Raw genomic sequence first — 21882 nt, forward strand, 5'->3', positions numbered from 1 at the left:
CGGTATGATTCGATTTCATTCGTGTTTATGTACAAAAACACTTTGACTGATCGTATTATATCCAACCCCCAGCGTACACCCATTTCATCAAACTTCCCGAAAAAATGATTCTTTTCGTCTATAAAGTTTTGTCGGAATTCGTCCGAAAGGTGTGCTTCGGTTGGTCATACAAAACAGCCCAAACTTTCATTCTTTTGTAGGCCCAGCAAGAGGGACTTTTGGGTCATTCGGTAGTAACTGGTTCGAGCTTAAAACATGAAGTCCTAGTCTTCCAAGATTAATCGATATCGTTAAAACAAAAAAAGCCGCGATTTCCGCGGCTTTCAATATATGTGATTAATAAACTTCATAATTTTGTCCGGTTTGTGCTCCTTCTACGCTTTTTTTGAAAGCAAGGGCTACGCGACTAGCAGGAACTGCTTCAAAGCCCGGAAAAAACTCGCCATATTTTCCAAGTGATTCTTGTAAGACATTAGGGCTAACACTATTTATACGGATTCCCCTAGGCATTTCAATCGAGGCGGACTTAACGAACGCTTTAACACCACCATTAGCCATGGCTGCTGATGCACCTTGAGGAATGGGATCATCCATCATGATGCCCGTTGTTAGAGTAAAGCTTCCGCTGTCATTAATGTAGTCCATTCCCAAAAGGACTAAATTGATTTGTCCTTTAAGTTTACTTTCAATCCCTATTTCGTTTAACTCAGGCGTTAATTCGGTAATAGAAGCAAAATGAGCGCCGCCTGTTGCACTAATGACTGCATCCACTTTCCCAACTTGCTCATACATGCTTTTGATGCTATCAACCGATGTAATATCAACCATTACGTCTGTTCCGTTTCTTCCAGCGCGAATGATTTCATGATGTTGTCCTAGTTCTTTGGCGACTGCTTGTCCAATCGTACCGCTTGCCCCAACCATGATTATTTTCATGTTTGCTCTCCTTTCCATCTACAAAAAACCTTGCACCATTTGAAAATATCCATTCAGCGCATCTTAAAAACCATATTTATATTAACACATCATCGGTAAGACATAAAAAGTCGCCTCAATGGGCGACTTTCTATTCGTAGATGTTTTTCCTGCAAAGAATATCTACTTAAACCGATTCTCTGCTAAAATCATGACCATTCACCAATGACCGCTTGTATGCGCTGCTCCACTTCCGAACGCTTTTCTTCCGTAACACTTCCCGCTTTGGCTTTATTCAGATGCTTGAGCGCATCATTCAGATGCTTCACGGCCTGATCCTTCTTGCCCTGTTTATGCTTTAGCTCTGCTTGTTTCAGAGCATTGCCGATCTGCTGGCTAAGCGGATGGCTGATATCACCCTGCAACTTCCAGGACTGAATATCGTCCATCAGGGAGCCCAGCCTATCCGGTGCCGCCGCATCAGACACTTCAATCTTCATCAGATGCGTATCGTTCGTGTAGTAAATGTTGCCGTCGTGTCCCAAATTCACGTGCTGGGATTCCGCCAGCGTCTGGTAATCCATCGTTTCCGGATTGACCACGGTGACATGACCGGCAAGCGTCAGATACATAAGGCCCTCCTCGCTCCAGCGAATATATACCGGACGCCAATTGCCGTATTTCTCAACACCTTCGTAAATCGTTTTGCTTTTTACAATTTCCTGGGTGTTCGGGTCTACAGCGAATAGCGTTCCGTCAAAAGCCGCCCACAGCAGCCCGTCCGGACCAAAACTCGTACCGCTGATGATATGAGGCGTGGGAGAAGCGCCTTCAATGGAAGGTACCCATTCCTTCTCCACTTTGCCGGTCGCGATGTCCCAGATAAACAATTTGGCCGCCGGTTCTGAAGGAGTGATGCCCAGTCCGCCAGCGACGGTGGTGGAACCATAGACCTTGCCATCTTTCACCGCAATGCCGACAATCGACTGATTGTTGATGACGTTCTTGTAGTCGGTATAATTGCTGCCGTTGGCCGGATCATAAATGGTTAGGGATCCACCGAGTTTGCCGTAATCCGGAATGGTACCGATAAACAGCTTGTCCTCCGCGGCTCTCATGATGAACGGTCGATCCTGGCCGGTAATTTTGAACAGGCTCTTACGCTGTGTCGGATTTTCCGTATTGTATTCAAAGATATCCGCCCCAGGATAAACGCCCATATACATCTTGCCGTTCATGGACACCATCCCTTCCGACTGACCCATAGGGAAGGTCTCGAATGTTCCTGTCTCAATCGAATACGCAGACCCTGTTCCGCCAGGGTATCCGCTAATGAACAGACGTCCATCCGGACCGTTCTCCATCGTCTGGACAGGAATCGGGTTGCCTTTCACCGGATATGGAATCGCCTTGACCTGTTTGGTCGTAAGATTCATGAAGGCTACGCTGCCGCCGAATTGAACGGTTGCAAGAGAAACACCTGGAAGATCCGGATCGTTTGGAACCTCAATCCAGGCCGTATTGCGCAGGAACGTTCCGTACACCACACCGGTGTCAACAGCAGCAAGGGTATTCAAATCCACTTCCATCAAATGGTTATTCTGCACGAAATAGATTTTATTGCTGCCTTCCGGTCCGTAAGAGAGACGAATGCCTTTATTGTTCAAGTGGTATGTCTCGCTCCACTTTTGCAGATCCAGATCATAGAACAAAAGCGCGTTGTTTCCTTTGCTGATGCCCGCAACCAAATATTTGCCCGCGACATCCAGCTGGTTCACCATGCCGATGTCAACCGCTCCGTTGTAGCTCGGAATCTGGATGGTCTCCTTCTCGCCAGACTCCACATTGACCTTCACAATGCTGCCTTCTATCCCGATGCCGACATACAGGTATCCATCATGATACGCAGTGGAACGACTGTAGCTTTGGCCCGTGCCTACAATGCCGTAGTCCTTCATCTCCCTTGTAGCGGGATCGTAGCGGCCCGCTTTCGCATGGGGATAAGAACCGAAGTAGACCCGGCCCTGCTCATCGTGAGACAAGCCATATACGACCTGCTCACCGATCCCGCCCAGAACTTTCAATTGTTTAGTCACCGGAGAGTAGGAGTACAGTGTGCCGTTCCCCCCGATATACACCGTCCCGTCAGGGGTCGTAATATGCGTCCAAGAGCTTTCGGATCCCGTTAACGGGTGCGTGCTCAGCACTTCTTTGGTTTTCAGATCAATGACATGAAAGATAGCCGGCTTGCCGGATACCGTTGTATACATAACCTCGCGCCCGTCCTGAATTCCAAATGCCCCGTCATAAATCGCAACGCTTTGCATCGGAGATCCCAAATCGATAGGATTACTGTAAGTTTTCCCAATGTCCGCCGAGGCACTTGTGGGGAAGAAAACCGCAGTCAGTAACGTGGCACAAATCGCGAAACACAGGCGTTGGAGTGCCTTCTTCACGTGAAGCCTGCTGTGGGTTATGTTCATTAATTCATCCTCATTTCTATTATGGAATGTACCGTAAATCAAATAACTGTCCGACCTGTGCAGGTAAACTTGATCGTTTTACCAAGTAAGGATCGCGGCATCCCTCCCCGACTAAGAATGTTGAATCATGAAGTCCTGGTATTTATGTAGTTCATATACTCGCAAAGAATTTAGCATATACCCTATATAGTGTCAACTGGTTCTTATCTGGTATTTATCTTAGAATGATAGAATCGTTCAGCCTCAATTGAAAACTTGTAAATTCGAGAAAGTAAAAAAAAGCCGTGACCACGGTGGTCACAGCTTATGAATCCATTTGTCTCTTGTTGTTTTACTTCCCAGCCCGGACATCAGCTCTTCCTCATCGATCAGATAAGAGAAGTATTGCTTCAACTGCTCGCGGAACAGCAGCATCTCATCCAGACTTAGTCGTATATCTTTGCAGGTCTTATATAGATGAGCCATTTCTCGGTGCAGGTTGAGACGGGAGGGCCGTCCCTCCATCTCCGGATCCACATTCTCAGTAATATAGCGGTTTGCTGGTAGGCTGTACGAATGCCTGCGGATGTATTCCTGCACCTCGTTAGAGGCCAGGAAATCGGCAAAGCTTTGGGCCAGCTCCTGCTCTTTGGAGTGGGCGCTTACCCCGATCCCGGTGCCCAATAGCAGTGTTGTTCCATTATCAAAATGCGGCAGAGGCGCCACGTCATAAGTAAAGGACGCTCCCTTCAGCTGGTTGAGCAGATAATACGTCGTCAAAATGACGGAGACCTTCTGCTCACGGAACAGATTCTCCGCTTCAAAAGCGCCTTGAGCCAGCGCCAACGGGAACATGCCGTCCTCGTGAATCAGCCTGCGGAGCCAGGACAAACCCTCGATCGCCCGGCTCCATGACGAATCAATCTCCGTATCGCCTCTATTCTGCATGAGGAAAATGGGCCATCGGTTCAGCGAATACAATTGCAGGGCCAGACTGTAACGTCCGGGGCTTTTCAGCTCCCTCAGCATTCGCTGAAGATCGTCCCAGCTCCAACCACTGTCCGGCTCAAACTGTCGTTTTTCCCGAAGATGCTCCTTGTTGTAGGCTAAAATCACGGGAGAATGAATGAAAGGCTTTGCCGCCAGCTTGCCTTCGGCATCCACGAACGGAGCATGCAAAAAAGTGTAGGTTGACGCATAGGGCTGCTGTGGGAGAAACAGACCGGTACTTCCGCTCTCCTGGAAATGCATCATATCCTGCATGTTGACGGACAACACGTCCACAATGCCAAGTCGCATCAGGTTCGCGATGCTTTCCGCATGTTCATACGGCAGGTCCACGATTTCTACAAAAATATCCGGGTGCCGTTCCTGGAACAGGGCAAGTAGGGCCTCCATTTCCGCCTCTGCATATAGAGAAGGATACATACCGAAACGAATCTTCCGGACTTGTCCGGTAGAAGCAACCACTTGGGTGCCCACACGGGGCACTTTAACGATCAATTCTTCCTGAACCAGCTGATCCAGCGCTTGCCGGACCGAATTTTTGCTTAGACCGTACAGCTCGATCAGAGACATTTCCGACGGAAGATAATCGCCTTGAGCGTAAGCGCCGCTTTTAATTTTTTGGCGCAGATCGGTGACCATGCGCTTCATTTTATTTTGAAAAGTATACCGGTCGGATTTAGCCATATGTGTCCACCTTTATTTACCATAACTGGTTTGCTACATCAATCCATTCTTATAGTATACTCACTCTTCAACTCGTTTGGCAAAATTAAATCCCATGAAAACTGTACCTGGGCAAATAATCGTTGAATCAACAATCAACAAAAAAGGATTTATTCATATCATCTCGAACATGATATTTCGGTGCATGGATTGCTAGGTTACATTGGTTACCATCCCCTATACTCAATCTTGAAAGGATGGTCTGTATGGATTGGCTGGATCGTATGAACAACGCAATTGAATATGTAGAAACACACCTGTCTGATACGATTGATTACGATATCGTGGCTAGAATTGCCTGCTGCTCAACATACCATTTTCAACGAATGTTTCCATTCATAACAAATGTGTCGCTTTCAGAGTATATTAGGCGCAGACGGCTGACCCTTGCCGCATTTGAACTGCAGCAGAGCGGTACAAAGGTCATCGACATCGCTTTAAAGTATGGTTACGAATCGCCTGAGGCATTTTCTAGAGCGTTTAAAAAAATGCACGGTGTGATGCCAATGTCAGCGCGCGACAAAGGCGTTACCCTGAAGGCCTATCCTCGGTTATCCTTTCATATTTCGATTCGAGGAGATGTTGAGATGAATTACAGAATGGAAGAAAAACAGGATTTTGAGATGTTCGGCGTATCAACTGTGGTGAATAGCGATGACGATCATCCGTTTATTGATATACCTGCTTTTTGGACTAAATGCATATCCGACGGCACCGTTGATCGAATCCGTACAGCTGCGGGTCTGGGGGAAAATGGTCAGATCCATGGGATACTATACAACAAGCAAGGTGGGGAATTTTCCTACATGATCGGTTACTTTATGCCCCAGAGTGGCATGCCAGAAGAGTTTGAAAGACTCCCGATCCCACCTCAAACCTATGCGATATTCTCAACCGGCCTATACCCCGACGGGCAAAGCGGTATTCATGATTTATGGAAGCGCATTTGGGCAGAGTGGTTTCCAACCTGCAATTACGAACCAGCAAATGGTCCTGAGTTTGAAATGACTTACGATAGAGGCAACAGCATGTATGAAATGGAAGTTTGGATCCCTGTCGTTAAGAAGAAGGGCTCTTAGAACGAGAAGAGCAGCACGAGGGTCAATCTCTCATGCTGCTTTCTCTCGTCCTGCTTCTAATACCCTCTACGCTTAAAATAATAAACGATACCCAACACATTAAATGATCATCCGTTCGTCTATGTGCGCGATATTCGCGGCTTTTTAACGAATATGTTAGTAATTAGATACAATGCTTACTCTCCAACCTTAGAAGCGGGCAGTTTTACAACAGCTGTAAGTCCTTCCCCTCGATCACTCTCCAGAATCAGTTCTCCCTGATGAGCCTTGGCAATTCTCTCCACCATGGGTAATCCCAGTCCATGTCCTTGTCGGTTCGGGCGTGTTCGTCCAGAAGTATAGGGAAGTAAAATCACGTCCTTTAGTTCTTCTTTCGGGATGCCTTTTCCGTTGTCCGATACCACAAAGCTATAAAACACCCCGTCTGCCGGACCCGTTTTCAATTCAATTTTACATCCGTCCGGATTATGCCTGATACTGTTCTGTACCAGGTTCGTTATCGCCCGATACAATAGACGTTCATCCCCGCTCACGATCAGACTCTCGTCCATCACATGAAGAGAAATGTCATAGCTCTCATCGAGGCCGTTGTTTAAAAAGTCGGATACGACCTGTCTGGCCAACGCGGAGAGACGGATCGACTTCAACTGTAATGGCTGCATATCGTATTCCAGCATCGATACCAAATTCAGATCACTCACCAAAGATCGCAAGCGTTCCCCCTGGCGACGGATGATTGCAGCCTGTTGTTTATGCTCAGCAGACAGTTCCGGCTGGTCCTCCAACTCGCTCGCATAACCCAGGATCATGGATAGCGGTGTCCGGATATCATGGGAGATGCCTGCGATCCAGTTCGATCTCGCAACGTCCCTCGCTTTGAGTGCATCATTCTTCTCTTGGAGCATCTGAGAGGTCGAATTGATACTTTGGGACACATCATTGAATATCCCCCCGGTATCCACCTGGACCGGCTCTTCCTTGGAAAGAGCATGGATACCATGAATCAACGGCCTTATTCCCCGGATGACCCGCGTTCCAATTAGCACGGAAACCAACAGTGCAAGGGCTACATTGCACAACAGTAACAACAAAATTCGTACAGGTAGGGACCTTAGCCACTCGACCAAGAAGTCGATTTGATATTTTCCGTAGGTGTTTTTAGAATATCCCAATACCAGCAATCCATCTTCTCGTTCCCATACATATACGGGGTATTCCATTAGATAGTAGCGGGAGAACTTGGCTACGTCCGTTACATCATAGGACCTTGGAATGTCCTCAGGCAGTCGTTCGCTCCACTGTACCTGCCCATCCCGATCCATCAACATGGCCCAAGTTTGGTGCGTATCCAGCAGTTGAATCCCCTCATGGCCAAGCACATAGTTTCCCTGTTGCAGAACCAATTCGTTGGCCAATTTCTGCACAATTGCTTCAGGGGAAGGCCCTTTGTGATTTTCCTGGAAAATCAATGAACCGAGTAGTACCAGATTGAACAGTAACAGAAGAAAGGAAACCAGAATCGTCGAACCGACAAACCGCCGTAATATCCGGATAACGCCATCCATTATCGGGACTCCTGTGTCATGAGTTTATACCCGAGTCCACGCACGGTTAACAAATACACCGGATTTGATGGATCTTCCTCGATTTTCTCCCGAATGCGTCGAACATGCACCATCAAAGTGTTCTCATAACCATAAATCTCATCACCCCATACGGCTTGGCATAAAGCGTCACTGGTTACGATCCGGCCCTGATTCTCATACAGCTTCATCAGTATGGAGTGCTCCTTGGCAGTCAACGAGAATTCTTTGTGCTCCCTTAGTACGACAGCGCTATCCAAATCTACCGTTAGAGCACCCAACCGAAATACAGGTAACCGTTCTACGATGTTGGAGGCATATACCCGCTTCAAAATAGCCATCAGTCGGAGAATAAGTTCTCTGGGCAAAAAGGGCTTGACCATATAATCATCAGCGCCCAAGCCTAGCCCGAGCAGCCGATCTTCATCTTCACCTCGCGCAGACAAAAACAGTACAGGCATGTCCGTAAACGACCGGATGGATGAAAGTAGCGAAAAGCCGTCTCCATCCGGCAGCATGATATCCAATATGGCCGCATCTGGCTTCTCCGATCTGCATACAGACAGGGCATTCGAGAAATTGCCGGCAGTATAGATCCGGAAGAAGCCTTCTCTTCGTAGGAAACGTTCAATCATCTCCCGTATTTCAGGCTCGTCGTCAACAATCAGTATTTTTTTATTCTTTATCAAGTCCAATTCACATCACCCAATTTAGTATACATGACGAATGCATGCAGCCGATATTTTCCTAATCTATTTAAGGTAAATGTAAGGTTAACTTCAGCGGAGCGCAAGAATCCTGTTCTATAGTGAGCAACAGAGACCTTTATGAAATGGAGTTGAAATCAATGTTAATTACGTCGCCCCCCATCGTGGAGACCCATAACCTGTCCAAAACTTACAGTGGTACACACCGTGTAAACCAGGTGAATCTAACAGTGCAACCTGGACAAATCTTCGGCTTCCTAGGCCCGAATGGAGCTGGCAAAACAACCACGCTTAAGATGCTGCTCGGGCTCATTAAGCCTACCGAAGGCAAGGTCAAAGTGTTTGGCAAAGACTTGGACAATCATCGCCCGTCCATTTTGAACCAGACCGGTTCCCTGATCGAATCTCCGTCATATTACGGCCATCTGACAGGACTTGAGAATTTGAAGGTCATGCAGCGTCTCCGCAGCGTCCCGAGCAAGAATATAGACGAGGTACTCCGAATTGTAAGACTCGAAAACCATAAGCATAAGAAGGCAGACCAATACTCTTTGGGTATGAAACAACGGCTAGGCATTGCCATGGCTTTGCTCGCCTTTCCCAGCCTGCTGATTCTGGATGAGCCAACGAACGGCCTTGATCCTGCGGGTATCGGCGAAATCCGTGAGTTAATCAAATCCCTCCCCGGACAATACGGGATTACCGTGGTGTTATCGAGCCATCTATTGTCGGAGATAGAGCAGATTGCAACATCCGTAGGCATTATCAATGACGGTAAGCTGCTGTTTCAGGGGACGATGCAGAACCTCCAAACCAGCAACAAAGCCACCATTCGTTTCAAGACAACGGACCCGACAAGAGCGGCGAAGATTCTGCTAACCCAAGGATATTTACCCAAAATCCAGGGGAAACAGCTTGTGTTTGAACATCTCCCGGACGAGGAAGTTTCACGCATAAATCGGGTGCTGGTGGAACAAGATCTTCCCGTCATCCGGATTGAGGAGCATAAAAAGAGCCTGGAAGACATTTTCCTTGATTTGACCGGAAGGGAGCGGAGCCTATAATGATTGCTCTATCACTGGAGTATTTCAAAATTCGCCGCAAACGGATCTGGGTCATGCTTACGCTGTTTCTTGCTGCAGAGATGGTCTGGGCATCCATGTCCATGAGTATTTCCATTTCAAGGAGCGCTGCTAATGCGAGTTGGGAAGCCTTGATCTTCAGCATCTCTTCCATGAACGGTCTGTTTCTTCCTATTATTTCAGCTATTGTGGTTTCCCGCATTTGTGACATGGAGCATAAGGGAAACACGTGGAAAATGTTAATGACAACCAATATAGGTCGCAATCATGTCTACGCTGCAAAATACATATGTGCGAACAGCCTGATCCTCTACGGTATTATGGCGCAGGCAGTTTTCATCGTGGGATTCGGCAAATCCAAAGGCATTGGCGGGAGTTTACCGCTTTCCCTGCTCGTCCAATTTACCATCGGAACGATGGTAACAACATTCGTCATCATCGCTCTCCAGCAATGGTTGTCCCTTACGGTACGGAATCAGGCTTTCTCCTTATGTTTGGGCATGCTGGGCGGCTTTATTGGAACGACATCCGGGCTATTTCCGTCCGGCATTCGTCACCTGTTCGTTTGGTCCTACTACATGGATCTAAGTCCAGTTACCTATGTGTACAGCTCTACTTCAGGTTCATATCTATCCGGCACGCTGCCTGCTGGATTGCTGATGACTTCTATTCTTCTGGCTGCGGTTTTCTATTTTGCAGGCATCATTCACACTTCAAAACAAGAGATCTAAGGAGGAACCCCATGCTAAGGAGCATTTCCGCCGAATGGCTCAAACTTCGACATTCCCGCATCGGCCTGGTGCTGGCGATTCTGCCCGTAATCAGCCTGCTGATCGGATGCTTTAACTTTTATTTCAATCAAGCGACCTTGCAGAACGGGTGGTACAGCCTGTGGACACAAGTCAGTTTGTTTTATGGTGAGTTTTTTCTGCCCATTCTGATTGCCATCTGCTGTGCCTTCGTATGCCGATTGGAACACGCAAATCGTAACTGGAATATGGTTCTTGCCTCCCCAATGTCCATCACCAGCCTGTTTGTTGCCAAATTGTTTACTGTCAGCATGCTGATCTTTGCCGCCCAGACCTTCTTTATGTTCATGTATTGGGCAGCTGGGCGGTTATTCTCCATTCCGAGTCCGTTCCCGATGGAAACCGTAGTATGGAGCCTGCGCGGATGGTTCGCTTCCATTTCCATTGCGGCACTGCAGCTGGGACTGTCCATAAGGATCAGAAGTTTCGCTACGCCAATCGGTATCAGCCTTTGCGCCGTTTTTCTGGGACTCGGTTTGTATGTGCTGAACTTTGGCATGCTGTTTCCTTACTCTCTGCTGACCATAGGCATGGGTGTCCTGAGCCAAAAAGGACTGACCCCCGCGGAGAACCTCTTCTTTATGTTCATGAACTGCACCTTTATTCTACTATTCGGAGCATGGTCCATCCGCCGCTTGAAATATAAAGATGTCGCTTCGTCCTAAATTCATAAAGAAAAAGGAGCATTGAATATGAAAAGAGCATTTGCCATCCCCGCATTATGAATTGCACTTTTTGTGATTTTTATGTCAACTGTCCCATTGACTTCAAATCATCTGACGAGTAGAAACATCTACTATACTATCGTGGATCGCGCTTTCCACAGCATAGGGAATAATGACTCATATATTTATGTAATGGTTGGATATACCAAGGAAGGGAAAGCGAAGGAATTATCCTTCTCTACCAGCAAACCGATTCCAAACGGAGCTTATTTGAGGCTGTATGTCTCAATCATTCGAGGTGTAACTTACTGGGAAGAAGTTACGGTAGACGAAATGCCCTTCTTAACGAAGACATTATTAATACAAAAAGCCGCTGATCTCATTCTAAATCAGCGGCTAAGAAATTTACCTATTTTGCTTCCTCTTCATAAACAACAACGGTCTGACTTTCTGATTCCCACTTGACCGTTGCATTCAATGCCTCACTTATAAAGCGTACGGGTACATACGTATTGCCCTTGGTAACGGTAGCTGGGGCATCCAACGAGACCTTCTTACCATTAACGGTCGCTGTTTTACTGCCAACCAGGAGTTGAATGCTCACCCCGTCCTTCGTGACGGTGATGGAACCTTTTTCAGAATTCCAGATTACCTCGGCTTCCAAAGCCTCGGCTATAGCGCGAAAAGGAACATATGTGTTGCCTTTTTTGACAAAAGGTTCGGCGTCAGAAGCTTCGCCGTTCACATACAGCTTAACCCCATTCTTTTTACCCGCCTTTTCGTTGAGCTTACCCATGGTTTTGTATAAATCCAGATTTTTGAAATTTGCTTGAATGGCTTCTTCTTGCAGATACACAGCGTCTGTCACGCTGCCGTTTGTTTCAAGCATGCCCGCTGCCGCTTCTAATGCCTTGTCTTTGTCAATAATGGCTTCAAGTTGTTTTTGTTGTTCGTCCGTCAGCTTGGCCGCATATTCGGTAAGCAAAATATTTGCTATAACGGCGCCTGCCGGTTTATCCTCTACGTTTTGAATAGCATTTAGCAAACCTTTGTATCCTTTATGTCCTCTGTCCTTGGAATCCGCTTTTCCGGCGGAGTTGTCGTTTGCATTCTCAGTTTCTGAGGGTGATGGATCCTCAACTTGATCTTCTTCTTTGCTGACCATGTCATCAGATGACTCGACTTTCTCGGTTTGTTGCTCTTCATTTTGAGTTTCTTTTTCTTTTGGTCCTTTTGGAGAAGCCTCGTTACTTGTCTTGCCAGGTGGGGTGTTGCCCGGTTTGGCTGAAATTGTGCCTGCGGTGGTCGCAAACATGAGTGCCGCACTGGTGAGCAGGATGACTGTTTTTTTCATGATAATTCCTCCAAATGATAAAGAATATATGCTCCTTCATTATCGGCAGAATAAATCGACTCCAATAGATGTTCGTTTGATAGAATTATCGGGTTAGAATGAAAAAGTCGCCCAAATGGCGACTTTTCTTGCACATATATCGATTTTTTTCATCTGCATTCATATTTATAATAATCTTGTACATGCACTGATTTGAATCCAACCGACTCGTATAATCTAAGAGCATGGTCGTTTCTCGTTTCGACTTCTAAGTGTACCGTAAATCCGGCAGAGCTTTGCTCTTTAACGACTTGACGAAGCACTTTTCTGCCTATACCTCTGCCCTGATATTCCGGCAAAATGGAGAAACCATAGATCCACGCCTGCCCCTCTTCACGACTTACCCGAAGTTTCCCAACCGTTTCTTCGTTTACGTCTATCATGAGCATATCCGTATGATCCGCGAAACGGTGGCTTTCCATCGATCTGGCGTCATCTTCGTCCAATCCGAACGCCGTTACGGACAAACGAACCCTCATTTCGAAATCCTCTTCAGTTGCCTGTCTCAGAAGAATATCGTCCGTCTCCTCCAGAGGCGTATGTCGCCATTCCATTTGATGTTCCGAGAATGCATACTCGGCACCTTGTTTATTCAAAAAGAATGCTGCCGCATCGGATCCCGCAGGCGCGTTCAACAAGATTTTCTTGTATCCATTTGAGTTTACTTTTTCCATTGCCAGGTGAAACAACCGCCCGAAATGCCCCTTTCGACGTTCATTTGGTTTTACCATGCCGCATACCTCGACAGTAGAACCAAAAGCATACAGTCCTAAAAACGCTATAAGTTCGCCGTTTTCATAATGAAAAAAATCAAGCGGCTCCGTTTGGCGATCTCTTAGCATTTCCCAGTTAAGCTTCAGTTGTACATGATCATGAATTTCACACTCTTTTTGCAATTGTTCAATGTCTTGTAGTTGCTGTGTCGTTAACATATTTTTCTCCTTTTAACTGTCGCATCAATAAAACTAAAGCTATAAAAATTCGAAACACCTAGCCGGGAGACGAACATCATCTGTCCGTTAAGTTCTACTTTACCATACTCACATGATGTGAGGGCATTCATTTGACTACACAAAGAAAAAAGGACTTGTGGCTAAATGCCAGCAAGTCCTTCCCTTATTAGACACTCGTTAATCCAAGCCTTTTGTCTCCATGGCGCGCCAAATCACGGTAATCGCTTCTGCACGGCTAGCATGAGATTTGGGTTTTATCATGTCGTTTGGATAACCCTTCATGATTCCATGATCTACTGCAATCATCATCGCTTCCTGTGCCCAAGCTGCAATTTTATCCTGATCGGTAAAGATTTTGTTGGTACGCGCATGGTCCAATTGAAAAGCTTGAACCACCATTTGTGCCATTTCTTCGCGCGTTATGAAATCGTCGGGGCCAAAGGTAACCGAATCGTATCCTTGAATGATTCCGTAATAATACGCTGTTGAAATGGCTTCCCTCGCCCAATGATTCGTTGTATCGGCGAATTCCTTATTACCTTTACTAGTGAGCCCCAATGCATGAACCAGGATTGCTGCTAATTCTGCTCGGCTAATCGTACGATCAGGTCTGAAACTTCCGTCTGTATAACCGTTCACAACGCCTTTTCCTGCGAGTTTCTCAATGTTCTTTTGTGCCCAATGACCCTTCACATCGGTAAACGTAACACCGATTTCAGCTGGCACCATCGTTCTCGCGAAAATCGCAAATGAAGTAAAGTGGTCGGTTGTACCACTTATAATCCCCTCATCCCAGTCAATGTTGACGTTATCCAGCGCTAACCATTCCTTCGTATCTTCGTTAAACTGACGGAGTTGGAGCACATGACGGCCTTTTTGTATGGCGTTGGCGTCAAATTTCAAGCGGATGGTTACCTCTGTATCGAATTTTCCGGATACATCTTTTTTAAACTCTACGATTTTACTAATTAATCGTTCTCCTTCGGATAGGAGAAAATCATCATCTGGAAGTGTTAGATTTATGGATAAATAAAATGGCCTCTTCAGTGCTTTAGCAGGAATGAGAATCTGTCCCCCCTCAAAAGCAATGGTTCTCCCTTCCAAGCCTACAAGAAAGGTGTTGCTCGGCAGTGAATATATATGGCTACCGTTAGTGAGATTTGCATCGCTTGCTTCACTCGTCGGCTGGGTTATCAAACGATATCGGCTGGACGTGACGTTAACCGCATTACCTGTTTGGTCCTGTGCTCTTACATGCAAGTACCAATCACCGTCAACACCACTTTTCATAAGCGTAGCCTCGTTCACAAATGGTCTCCAGCCTGTAGCTGGCATGGACGAATCGGTCGTCCAATGAAACTCCAGCGAGGCTTTATCTATGCTGCTTCCTGAATCAATGACCGTTACCCTCGGTGTTGCCGATGTTGCCTGCATTTCACTTCCATTAGGGTGAATCGTAATCGATGGCGGCGTATTGTCGATCTTCACCGTGATGTCCAGGAATAACGTATTGCCCGCTTGATTGGACGCCTCAAAACGAATGTTATTTTCGCCTTCGCTCGATATTTCAATGAGGGCCTTGTTCTCGTAGGCTTGTGAAGGCCCCCCATTCAGGGTGTAGGTCAGATTAGTGATCTCGCTGACTCTCGATTCGGCATAGACGCTCAAGGTTACGCTCGACCTAGCCCATTCGCCGCTCGTATATTCACTTCCATCCGCCTTCACTAGTGTAGGCGTCAAAGTTATACCCGTTGTGCTGATGCAGACTGTACGTCGTTCAATCGATTCATTGCCCGCTGTATCGACGGCCTTGAACGAAATTGTATGAACACCTTCATCACGAAGGACGATATCTGATAAATAAGAACTCCACGACACTCCGTCATTTAGCGAATACGTAAATGAAGTGACGCCAGACTCGTCAGATGCTTCTGCACTTACGTTAACCGTTTGATTGCTCCACGTGCGATCAACATATTCCATTCCATCCGCCGTGGTCATCGTAATGGAGATGGATGGCGGTGTATGGTCAACGGGAAGAGTCAGATTGTCGATGATTCGATCCGTTAAACTGAGCAACGCATTGTTTGCGTGGTCGGAAATATTTCCGGATTGTTTATCGTAGGATAGGAGAACCTGTTGATCTTCTTCAAATGCTTTATCTACATTAAAGACAAGCGTATGAGTTCCCGATCCGCTCACCCGAGTAATAGTAGCAGGCCTCCCGTCCGCTGTAATTGTAATACCTCCGGCGTCAGTGAGGGTGACTTCTTCATCAAAGGTCACGATGACGTTATTCGGATGCTCACGTTTGATCTTCGCACTGGTGACGGTTGGTGGAGCAGCGTCCCATTCCAGGTTCGCTGCAATTCCTTGTAGAACAGGAAACATGGCTCCCTCCTGTAACACCCATATTCCGCTGAAGTCCCACTCGGTACCGAAGAGTGCATGCTGTTTCATTTCCGACGTCACCCGCGGTTCACCTTTGCCAGTATCAGATTGTCCGGTCGTTTCCTTATTATAGAAGCTCGCTGTAACCGTGCCGAACTCCCGTCCGACCAACCCGCCGACTTCGCCGCTGCCGGTTACACCGCCGACGGCATAAGTGGTCCTGATGTCACCGATATTCCTTCCCACGAGTCCGCCAACATCGGAACGACCGGAAGCGGAACCGATTGCGTACGAATCATTGACCTTACCGCTCTCATTCCGCCCCACGAGGCCTCCGACAAAATCCATTCCGGTAACAGTCCCAGCGGCGAAGGATAGGTTAACTTGGCTATTCATATCAAGGAGTCCGACCAACCCGCCGACATTGAATTGACCATCAACTTGACCCGTTGCGTACGCCTTATTTGCCAGACCCGCATTCAAGCCGATCAATCCACCGATATGGCTGTTTCCGCTAACGCTCCCGGTAGCATACACAGCCTCAGTAACACTCCCTATGCTGTTCCTTCCGACCAGTCCACCGACTTCGTTCATTCCATTGACCGTCGCAGTCGAACTAGAACTGCCGATCATTCCGTCGTTATTCCCGATCAGACCACCCGTCTTGTCTGCTCCGGTAACATTCCCTGAAACATGGACCTTCATAATCTGACTGCTGGAGCCGTTCTGTCCCGACAGCATGCCTGTCTGAAAGCCACCGGTGACATCTCCGTTCTTTAAATGAACGTCTCGAACCTCACCGCCAGAAATATGACCGAACATACCGACACTCAACAAACTGCTCCTGTTGATATAAAGGCCCGTAATATCATATCCTTGGCCGTCGAGCGTACCTGTGAACGGAGTGCTGTCATTACCGATTGGTTCAAAGCCGAAACCGTTCCCTATACTCGTCGCCCACATATCGGAGCGACTGTTGTCAGTGAACGTTGTGTCGAAATCAATACCCTGCGCCAGTGTGTAATTCGCTGACAGATCCATGGCCATCAGTTGCAGTTGATGCGAGTTCCCAATTGCGGCCGACCATTCGGAGCGAAGGAATGGTCGTGTCGAGTCTTCGACCATAAACCAGTCATTGTTGAAATCCCAGCCCGAGTAACTCGATGGGGTTAGTGCATGTGCGGTAGTGAGGCCGGTCGCTTTACAAGATCCGTATGTATCGTATCCGCAGGCGTTATCCAAGCCGACCGTTTCGGCATCCCAGAAACTGTCGCTAAAAGTTCCGCTATTACTCCCAACCAGACCACCCACAATATGATCGCGCCCGCTGACGCTGCCAGTGGCGTATGACTGAATGATCGATCCGTGGTCCGTGCTGCCCACAAGACCGCCGACAGCACTCCCGCCATGTACAGCTCCCGTGGCGTATGACTGACTAATGAGAGCAGAAATATTATAACCGACCAGGCCGCCGACATGTTCAGCGCTCCCGCTGACGGCACCCGTGGCGTATGACCGGAGTATTTCCCCACCTTCATTATCCCCTACTAACCCTCCGACTATAGAGGTGCCACTGATCGTACCGGCAGCATAGGAGTCACTCACCGTCCCGTCATTACGCCCTGCCAAGCCACCGACATAATTGGTACCGATGACGGGACTCGTAGAGTAAGAGGAGGTTATTTTACCGTGAATGCCATTGTATCCGACCAACCCTCCGACGGTGGCCATCTGGCTTCTAACCGTTCCGGTAACGTAGGACTGCTCAATCGTTCCAGTGTTACGCCCTGCAAGCCCGCCTACATGGTTGTTTCCGATGATCGAACCTCCTTCGAGAGCGATATGGTCTATCACCCCGTTGGAGCCTACCATCCCGAATAGGCCGACAATGTCAATCTTGGGCTGATGAATGGTCAGATTGCGGATGACATGTCCAGCTCCATCAAAGACACCGGTGAACGGGCTATTCCCGTTTCCGTCGTTGCCTATAGGCATAAAGCCAGCCCCGTTACTCCAATTTGCTGTCTCCGAAGCATCGATATCCGCTCCGAGCTTGTAATGAGCATTCAAATCATTACGCACGGCGTTTAATTGATTTAACGTTGTAATGACGTAAGGATTGTTCGCCGTCCCGTCACCGGACATTGCATCATTCGAAGCGAATGCTTGAAACGGGATGATGCCTATCACGAGAAATAATGCCATCGAAATACAGAAGATGCGTCTCATCTGATCTTTTCTTCCTTTCGTTATTCAGTTGTCACGATGAACATTATATTGGATTTTTCGATAGTTCGAATCTAACCCTGGTTATAGGCCCGGTTATAGTTCACACATTAAAAAGAGACCCGCCATCCGGCGAGCCTGCTATTGAAACTTCTGTGTTTAACCCTGAAACTCTTTACCTCTTTTAATCGCCTCGACTCGGTTTTTCACCTGCAGCTTGCTGTAAATGCGATTGATATGTGCCTTCAAGGTCCCCATTCCGATGCCAAGCGTTTCAACGATTACCGGATTGTCCATCCCTTCCTCCATATAACGAAATATCGTATATTCTCGCGGTGTCAGAAGCTTTTCTAATGTTGCTTTGCCTTGTACCGGAGATTCGGCTGTTCCTCCGAAAGCGGACAATATTCTCCGCACATAGGCAAGTGAAGGCGCATTTTTATCTCGAATATTCCCTTTTTGACGATGTTGGACATATTCCGCTAGCAGCTCTGCTACCAGATGGCCTTTATCAACAAACACACGGATATAATCATCGGGCTTCGCAAATGTAAGCGCCTCTTCCAGCTTGAGCAGTGCTTGTTGCGGCTTATCCCTCACCTGCAGCATCATCGCCTGGAGCACTTGGATCTCCAAAGCGTCCATCGGACGATGGCCTTTTACCGCAATTTGCAGCAATCTCTCAGATAACGCCCATGCCTCCTGAGTGTTGCCGGTCTCCACCAATACTCTAACAAGGAAGATATAGACGAATAGCTGATATACGGATACCGGATCATCCGACGAGACCTTGTAGCGATCCTTCCATTCAATAGCTGCAGATAAGTCTCCAGAATCCACTCGCAGACGAGCCATTTCGACATCCAGCAAGATGGGGGCTTCCTTAGCGCCATCCTCAATCGCCCTTCTATAGGCTTCCTCCAACCATTTTTCGGCTTGACTGATGTCCTGCCTGGATTTGCTGATACGTGACATGAAAAGACTCGCGGGAACGTATACCTTCTCTGGTTGATAATGCGCCTGACTCGTGCCTTGTAAGCCCAGCTTCAAGTAAGCCTCCGCCTGCTCCAGCTCGTTGCGTTCGTAGAGTAATTCTCCATAACAAACAACGACCGAATCCTGCAGGTCCATTGGCTTCATGAACTCGATCATGCTCAAAAAGAAGGTATCCGAAAGGCCCCGAGGCAAATGTTGGCCGCGCTTGCCATTGTATGACCTGTAGATAGAAGGAGAAAGTGGCATATGAGGAGATGCAAAGATCAGATCCGTTCCTTTAGGACTATGCTGAAGTGACAGATGGATATACTCCAGTCCTTTTATCATATCCATGTCATATTGGGTCGCTTTAAAATTCCTTACATAATACAAATATCCCAAATAGCGATTATTCTCTTCCGGGCTCCAGCTTGCTGAGGAAGCAGCATAATGCTTTTCTGCTAGCTGTAAATACCGTTCCGACAGCTCCAGCTCCTGGGACCACAATAACGAAAAAATGTACGAAAAATAAAGGTACGGATACTGCATAAGCAGTTCCTCGGGAATCGCCGACAACCACACCTTCATGGTCGAAAATTCCCTGCGGACCATCAAACTTCTCATCTGTTCTAGCAGACGTATCGCTTCCGAATGATAGGCTCCGGCCAAGTAGTAATCTATCGCTTCTTCGAGCAGTCCCTGCGATTCACACCAGGCTGCAGCCGATTGGAAGACCACATTTGTCCTCGCAGGATCAAGGCGTCGCTGCTGCTTCAGCAAAAACTCGCCGAATACATGGTGAAATCGGAACCAGTCCCTGTTCTCATCCAGCGGGATGAGGAACATGTTGCGTTTATCCAGCTCCGCTAGCATCTGTGCACCATGTTCGCCAGCCACAACCTTACATAGCTGACCGTTCATTCGCTGTAAAATCGAGACGTTCAACAGAAATTGCCTTGTTGGCTCGTCCAACGATTCAAACACTTCCTCGTATAAATATAGCTCGACGCGTTCCGGGTTGGAATGTACGTACTTGAAAGCTCCCATCCACTCATCATCATGAATAGACAACGAGATCAGCCTAAGTCCTGTCACCCAGCCCTCGGTTTGAAATTGGATTCGTTCAATCTGCTCTCTCTGCAGCTCCCTCTTCTCAACGTTTTGGAAGAAATTCACCGTCTCCTCCAAATTGAAACACAGCTGCTGGGTATGGATTTCCTGGATCCAGTCCCGACTAATCCATCTCGACTTCAGAAATCCATGGATGCTTCGACTTGAGAAACAAAGATGCACGTAGGAAGGCAAATACTCCAGAAAATAAGAAACGGACGCCTGGATATCCGTATTATGTATGACATGCCAGTCATCCAATATCAGAATAATCGGCTCATTCAGGCTGTTCAATTCATTTAACAGAGCAACCATAAATGGCTCGTATTGGCCCGGGCTTAGCATTGCGTTCGCGGCACGAACGGAGTCTGACAACCTGCCGATTGCCTGTTCGATCGCTTTCATGAAGTAGTTCCAAAATCGGATGAGGTCATTATCCTTGTCATCCAGCGATAACCACCCGACGGGTAGGTCCAGTTGTCTGGCCCAATCACTGACCAGTGTCGTTTTACCGTATCCGGCAGGAGCCGTCACGAATGTCGCCCTGCGGTTTAGTCCCGCATTCAATCGCGCAAGCAGCCGGGGACGCGGGACCGATTGATAAAGGGGCTGGGGCAGTTTCAATTTAGTTGAAAGCAAGAAATGGCTTTCCTCTCTCTCTTGTATCATGCAGCCTCTTTTCGTTAGCCTCTATGGGCCGTTTCTTAGGTTTTGTCAATAAAAATTTCCAGAATCAGGGGATAACCAAGTATATGTGTGACATGTTTTATAAAATGAAGGATATCTAAAATTCAGATTATCTTAGTTTAAGAACTTTTGCACCTGTATTTTGGGAACAACTCGTTTTCTTAATAGAGTCGATACTTGGAAATCACTCAATATGCCATCTGAGTAAAGCAGCATGGACGATTATGAATGGGTTGATCTTTGTGTAGGTCGCGTGAATCCGTTTCTGCCGCCAACAAACAGCCCCCATTTTGCTTAAGCAGAATGAGGGCTGTTTGCCTTGGTTTCTCATCTATTCAATCAAACCAAACTCTTCATATACCTTTCGAGAAACAACACCATTTGGAATAAGGTGATGATCCCTCTGATATTTCTTAAGTGACTCGGTTGTACTGAAGCGGAACTTCCCGTCACATTCCCCATTGTAATATCCTGCACTTTTTAGCCGAGATTGAATAAGCTGCACATCTCCACCAACATCCCCTTCAGCTAAATCCCTCGGATTTTGATTTGTGTCTCCAAGTACATGACCGTATATCGTTACTTTGGTTCCAATCGGAATTAATTCGTACAGTTCAATAACATCCTTATTATGCATCCGGATACAACCATGGCTAAGGTGTTGACCAATTGAATAGGGCTTATTCGTACCGTGAATTCCAAAATTCCCCCACGGTACATTTAATCCTATCCAACGTGGGCCAAATGAGGGTCCCCAATTCGTTCCTTTATATTCAACTTTAAAATCTCCCACTGGAGTCGGAGTTGACGGATTGCCAACAGCTACAGAGTAGGTCTTAATTACTTGCCCATGTTCTCGTACAAGTAATTTGTGACGTTCGGGGTAAATTGCAATCTCAAGATCGCTTTGATCATGTATAATCGGCAAGACAGGAGTAGTTAAATGAAATACTCCTAGGATTGCCAACATGATTAGAATTAATTTTTGATTAGTTGGTATCATGTATTTTCACCAAGTTAAGTTATTTTCATATTGATCAAACATCTTTAATATTTAATCAATCACGTCATTTTATACAGTTCATTTTTATTGATTTTCCTCCTTCTATGACAA

General features: G+C 47.0%; 14 protein-coding genes. 4 read left to right on the top strand and 10 right to left on the bottom strand.

What is annotated here, in order from left to right:
* Positions 1–336 precede the first annotated feature (336 nt).
* From NYE54_RS19230 to NYE54_RS19240, 3 genes are all read right to left on the bottom strand, one after another.
* The gene (locus NYE54_RS19230; protein ID WP_339265421.1) at positions 337–936 is read right to left on the bottom strand and encodes a short chain dehydrogenase; all 600 of its coding nucleotides are present in this window, start codon (positions 934–936) and stop codon (positions 337–339) included.
* Between the two features lie 188 nt (positions 937–1124).
* The gene (locus NYE54_RS19235; RefSeq protein WP_339265423.1) at positions 1125–3398 is read right to left on the bottom strand and encodes a hypothetical protein; all 2274 of its coding nucleotides are present in this window, start codon (positions 3396–3398) and stop codon (positions 1125–1127) included.
* 297 nt (positions 3399–3695) lie between these two features.
* Positions 3696–5069 (bottom strand): extracellular solute-binding protein, encoded by a 1374-nt coding sequence (locus NYE54_RS19240; protein ID WP_339265424.1) that lies wholly within the window; start codon positions 5067–5069, stop codon positions 3696–3698.
* 245 nt (positions 5070–5314) lie between these two features.
* Between NYE54_RS19240 and NYE54_RS19245 the strand changes: the two genes are divergently transcribed.
* A complete protein-coding gene (locus NYE54_RS19245) occupies positions 5315–6187 on the top strand; it encodes an AraC family transcriptional regulator (protein WP_339265426.1) in 873 nt (290 codons plus the stop codon).
* A gap of 176 nt (positions 6188–6363) precedes the next feature.
* Here NYE54_RS19245 and NYE54_RS19250 read toward each other — a convergent pair whose 3' ends face one another.
* Both NYE54_RS19250 and NYE54_RS19255 read right to left on the bottom strand, forming a co-directional pair.
* Positions 6364–7752 carry a HAMP domain-containing sensor histidine kinase gene (locus tag NYE54_RS19250; protein ID WP_339265428.1) on the bottom strand — a complete coding sequence of 463 codons (1389 nt, stop codon included), beginning with the start codon at positions 7750–7752 and terminating at the stop codon, positions 6364–6366.
* Positions 7752–8465 (bottom strand): response regulator transcription factor, encoded by a 714-nt coding sequence (locus NYE54_RS19255; RefSeq protein WP_215162392.1) that lies wholly within the window; start codon positions 8463–8465, stop codon positions 7752–7754. Before NYE54_RS19255 ends, NYE54_RS19250 begins: the two co-directional genes overlap by 1 nt.
* Before the next feature lie 152 nt (positions 8466–8617).
* Here NYE54_RS19255 and NYE54_RS19260 point away from each other — a divergent pair, with 152 nt between their 5' ends.
* Genes NYE54_RS19260 through NYE54_RS19270 form a run of 3 tightly spaced genes read left to right on the top strand, consistent with a single transcriptional unit; the run spans position 8618 to position 11033 of the window.
* Entirely contained in the window at positions 8618–9541 is a 924-nt protein-coding gene (locus NYE54_RS19260) for an ABC transporter ATP-binding protein (RefSeq protein WP_339265432.1), read from the top strand.
* Positions 9538–10290, top strand: coding sequence for an ABC transporter permease (locus NYE54_RS19265; RefSeq protein ID WP_339273567.1), 753 nt, complete (start codon positions 9538–9540; stop codon positions 10288–10290). The genes NYE54_RS19260 and NYE54_RS19265 overlap by 4 nt, the downstream gene beginning before the upstream one ends.
* An 11-nt stretch (positions 10291–10301) precedes the next feature.
* Entirely contained in the window at positions 10302–11033 is a 732-nt protein-coding gene (locus NYE54_RS19270; protein WP_339265434.1) for an ABC transporter permease, read from the top strand.
* 409 nt (positions 11034–11442) lie between these two features.
* On the opposite strand, the gene NYE54_RS19275 is transcribed toward NYE54_RS19270, so the two are convergent.
* The 5 genes from NYE54_RS19275 to NYE54_RS19295 form a co-directional block, all read right to left on the bottom strand.
* The gene (locus NYE54_RS19275; RefSeq protein ID WP_339265436.1) at positions 11443–12387 is read right to left on the bottom strand and encodes a copper amine oxidase N-terminal domain-containing protein; all 945 of its coding nucleotides are present in this window, start codon (positions 12385–12387) and stop codon (positions 11443–11445) included.
* A gap of 149 nt (positions 12388–12536) precedes the next feature.
* Positions 12537–13358, bottom strand: a complete 822-nt coding sequence (locus NYE54_RS19280; RefSeq protein ID WP_339265438.1) for a GNAT family N-acetyltransferase — start codon at positions 13356–13358, stop codon at positions 12537–12539.
* 198 nt (positions 13359–13556) lie between these two features.
* Positions 13557–17999, bottom strand: coding sequence for an S-layer homology domain-containing protein (locus NYE54_RS19285; protein ID WP_339265440.1), 4443 nt, complete (start codon positions 17997–17999; stop codon positions 13557–13559).
* A 156-nt stretch (positions 18000–18155) separates the two neighbouring features.
* Positions 18156–20750, bottom strand: coding sequence for a LuxR C-terminal-related transcriptional regulator (locus NYE54_RS19290; protein WP_339265442.1), 2595 nt, complete (start codon positions 20748–20750; stop codon positions 18156–18158).
* Positions 20751–21099: 349 nt separating this feature from the next.
* Complete coding sequence (locus NYE54_RS19295) at positions 21100–21738, bottom strand: L,D-transpeptidase family protein (protein ID WP_339273569.1); 639 nt, start codon at positions 21736–21738, stop codon at positions 21100–21102.
* Between the last annotated feature and the right edge of the window lie 144 nt (positions 21739–21882).

This window comes from Paenibacillus sp. FSL K6-1330, from assembly GCF_037976825.1.
In the GTDB taxonomy this organism is placed as follows: Bacteria; Bacillota; Bacilli; order Paenibacillales; family Paenibacillaceae; genus Paenibacillus_AQ.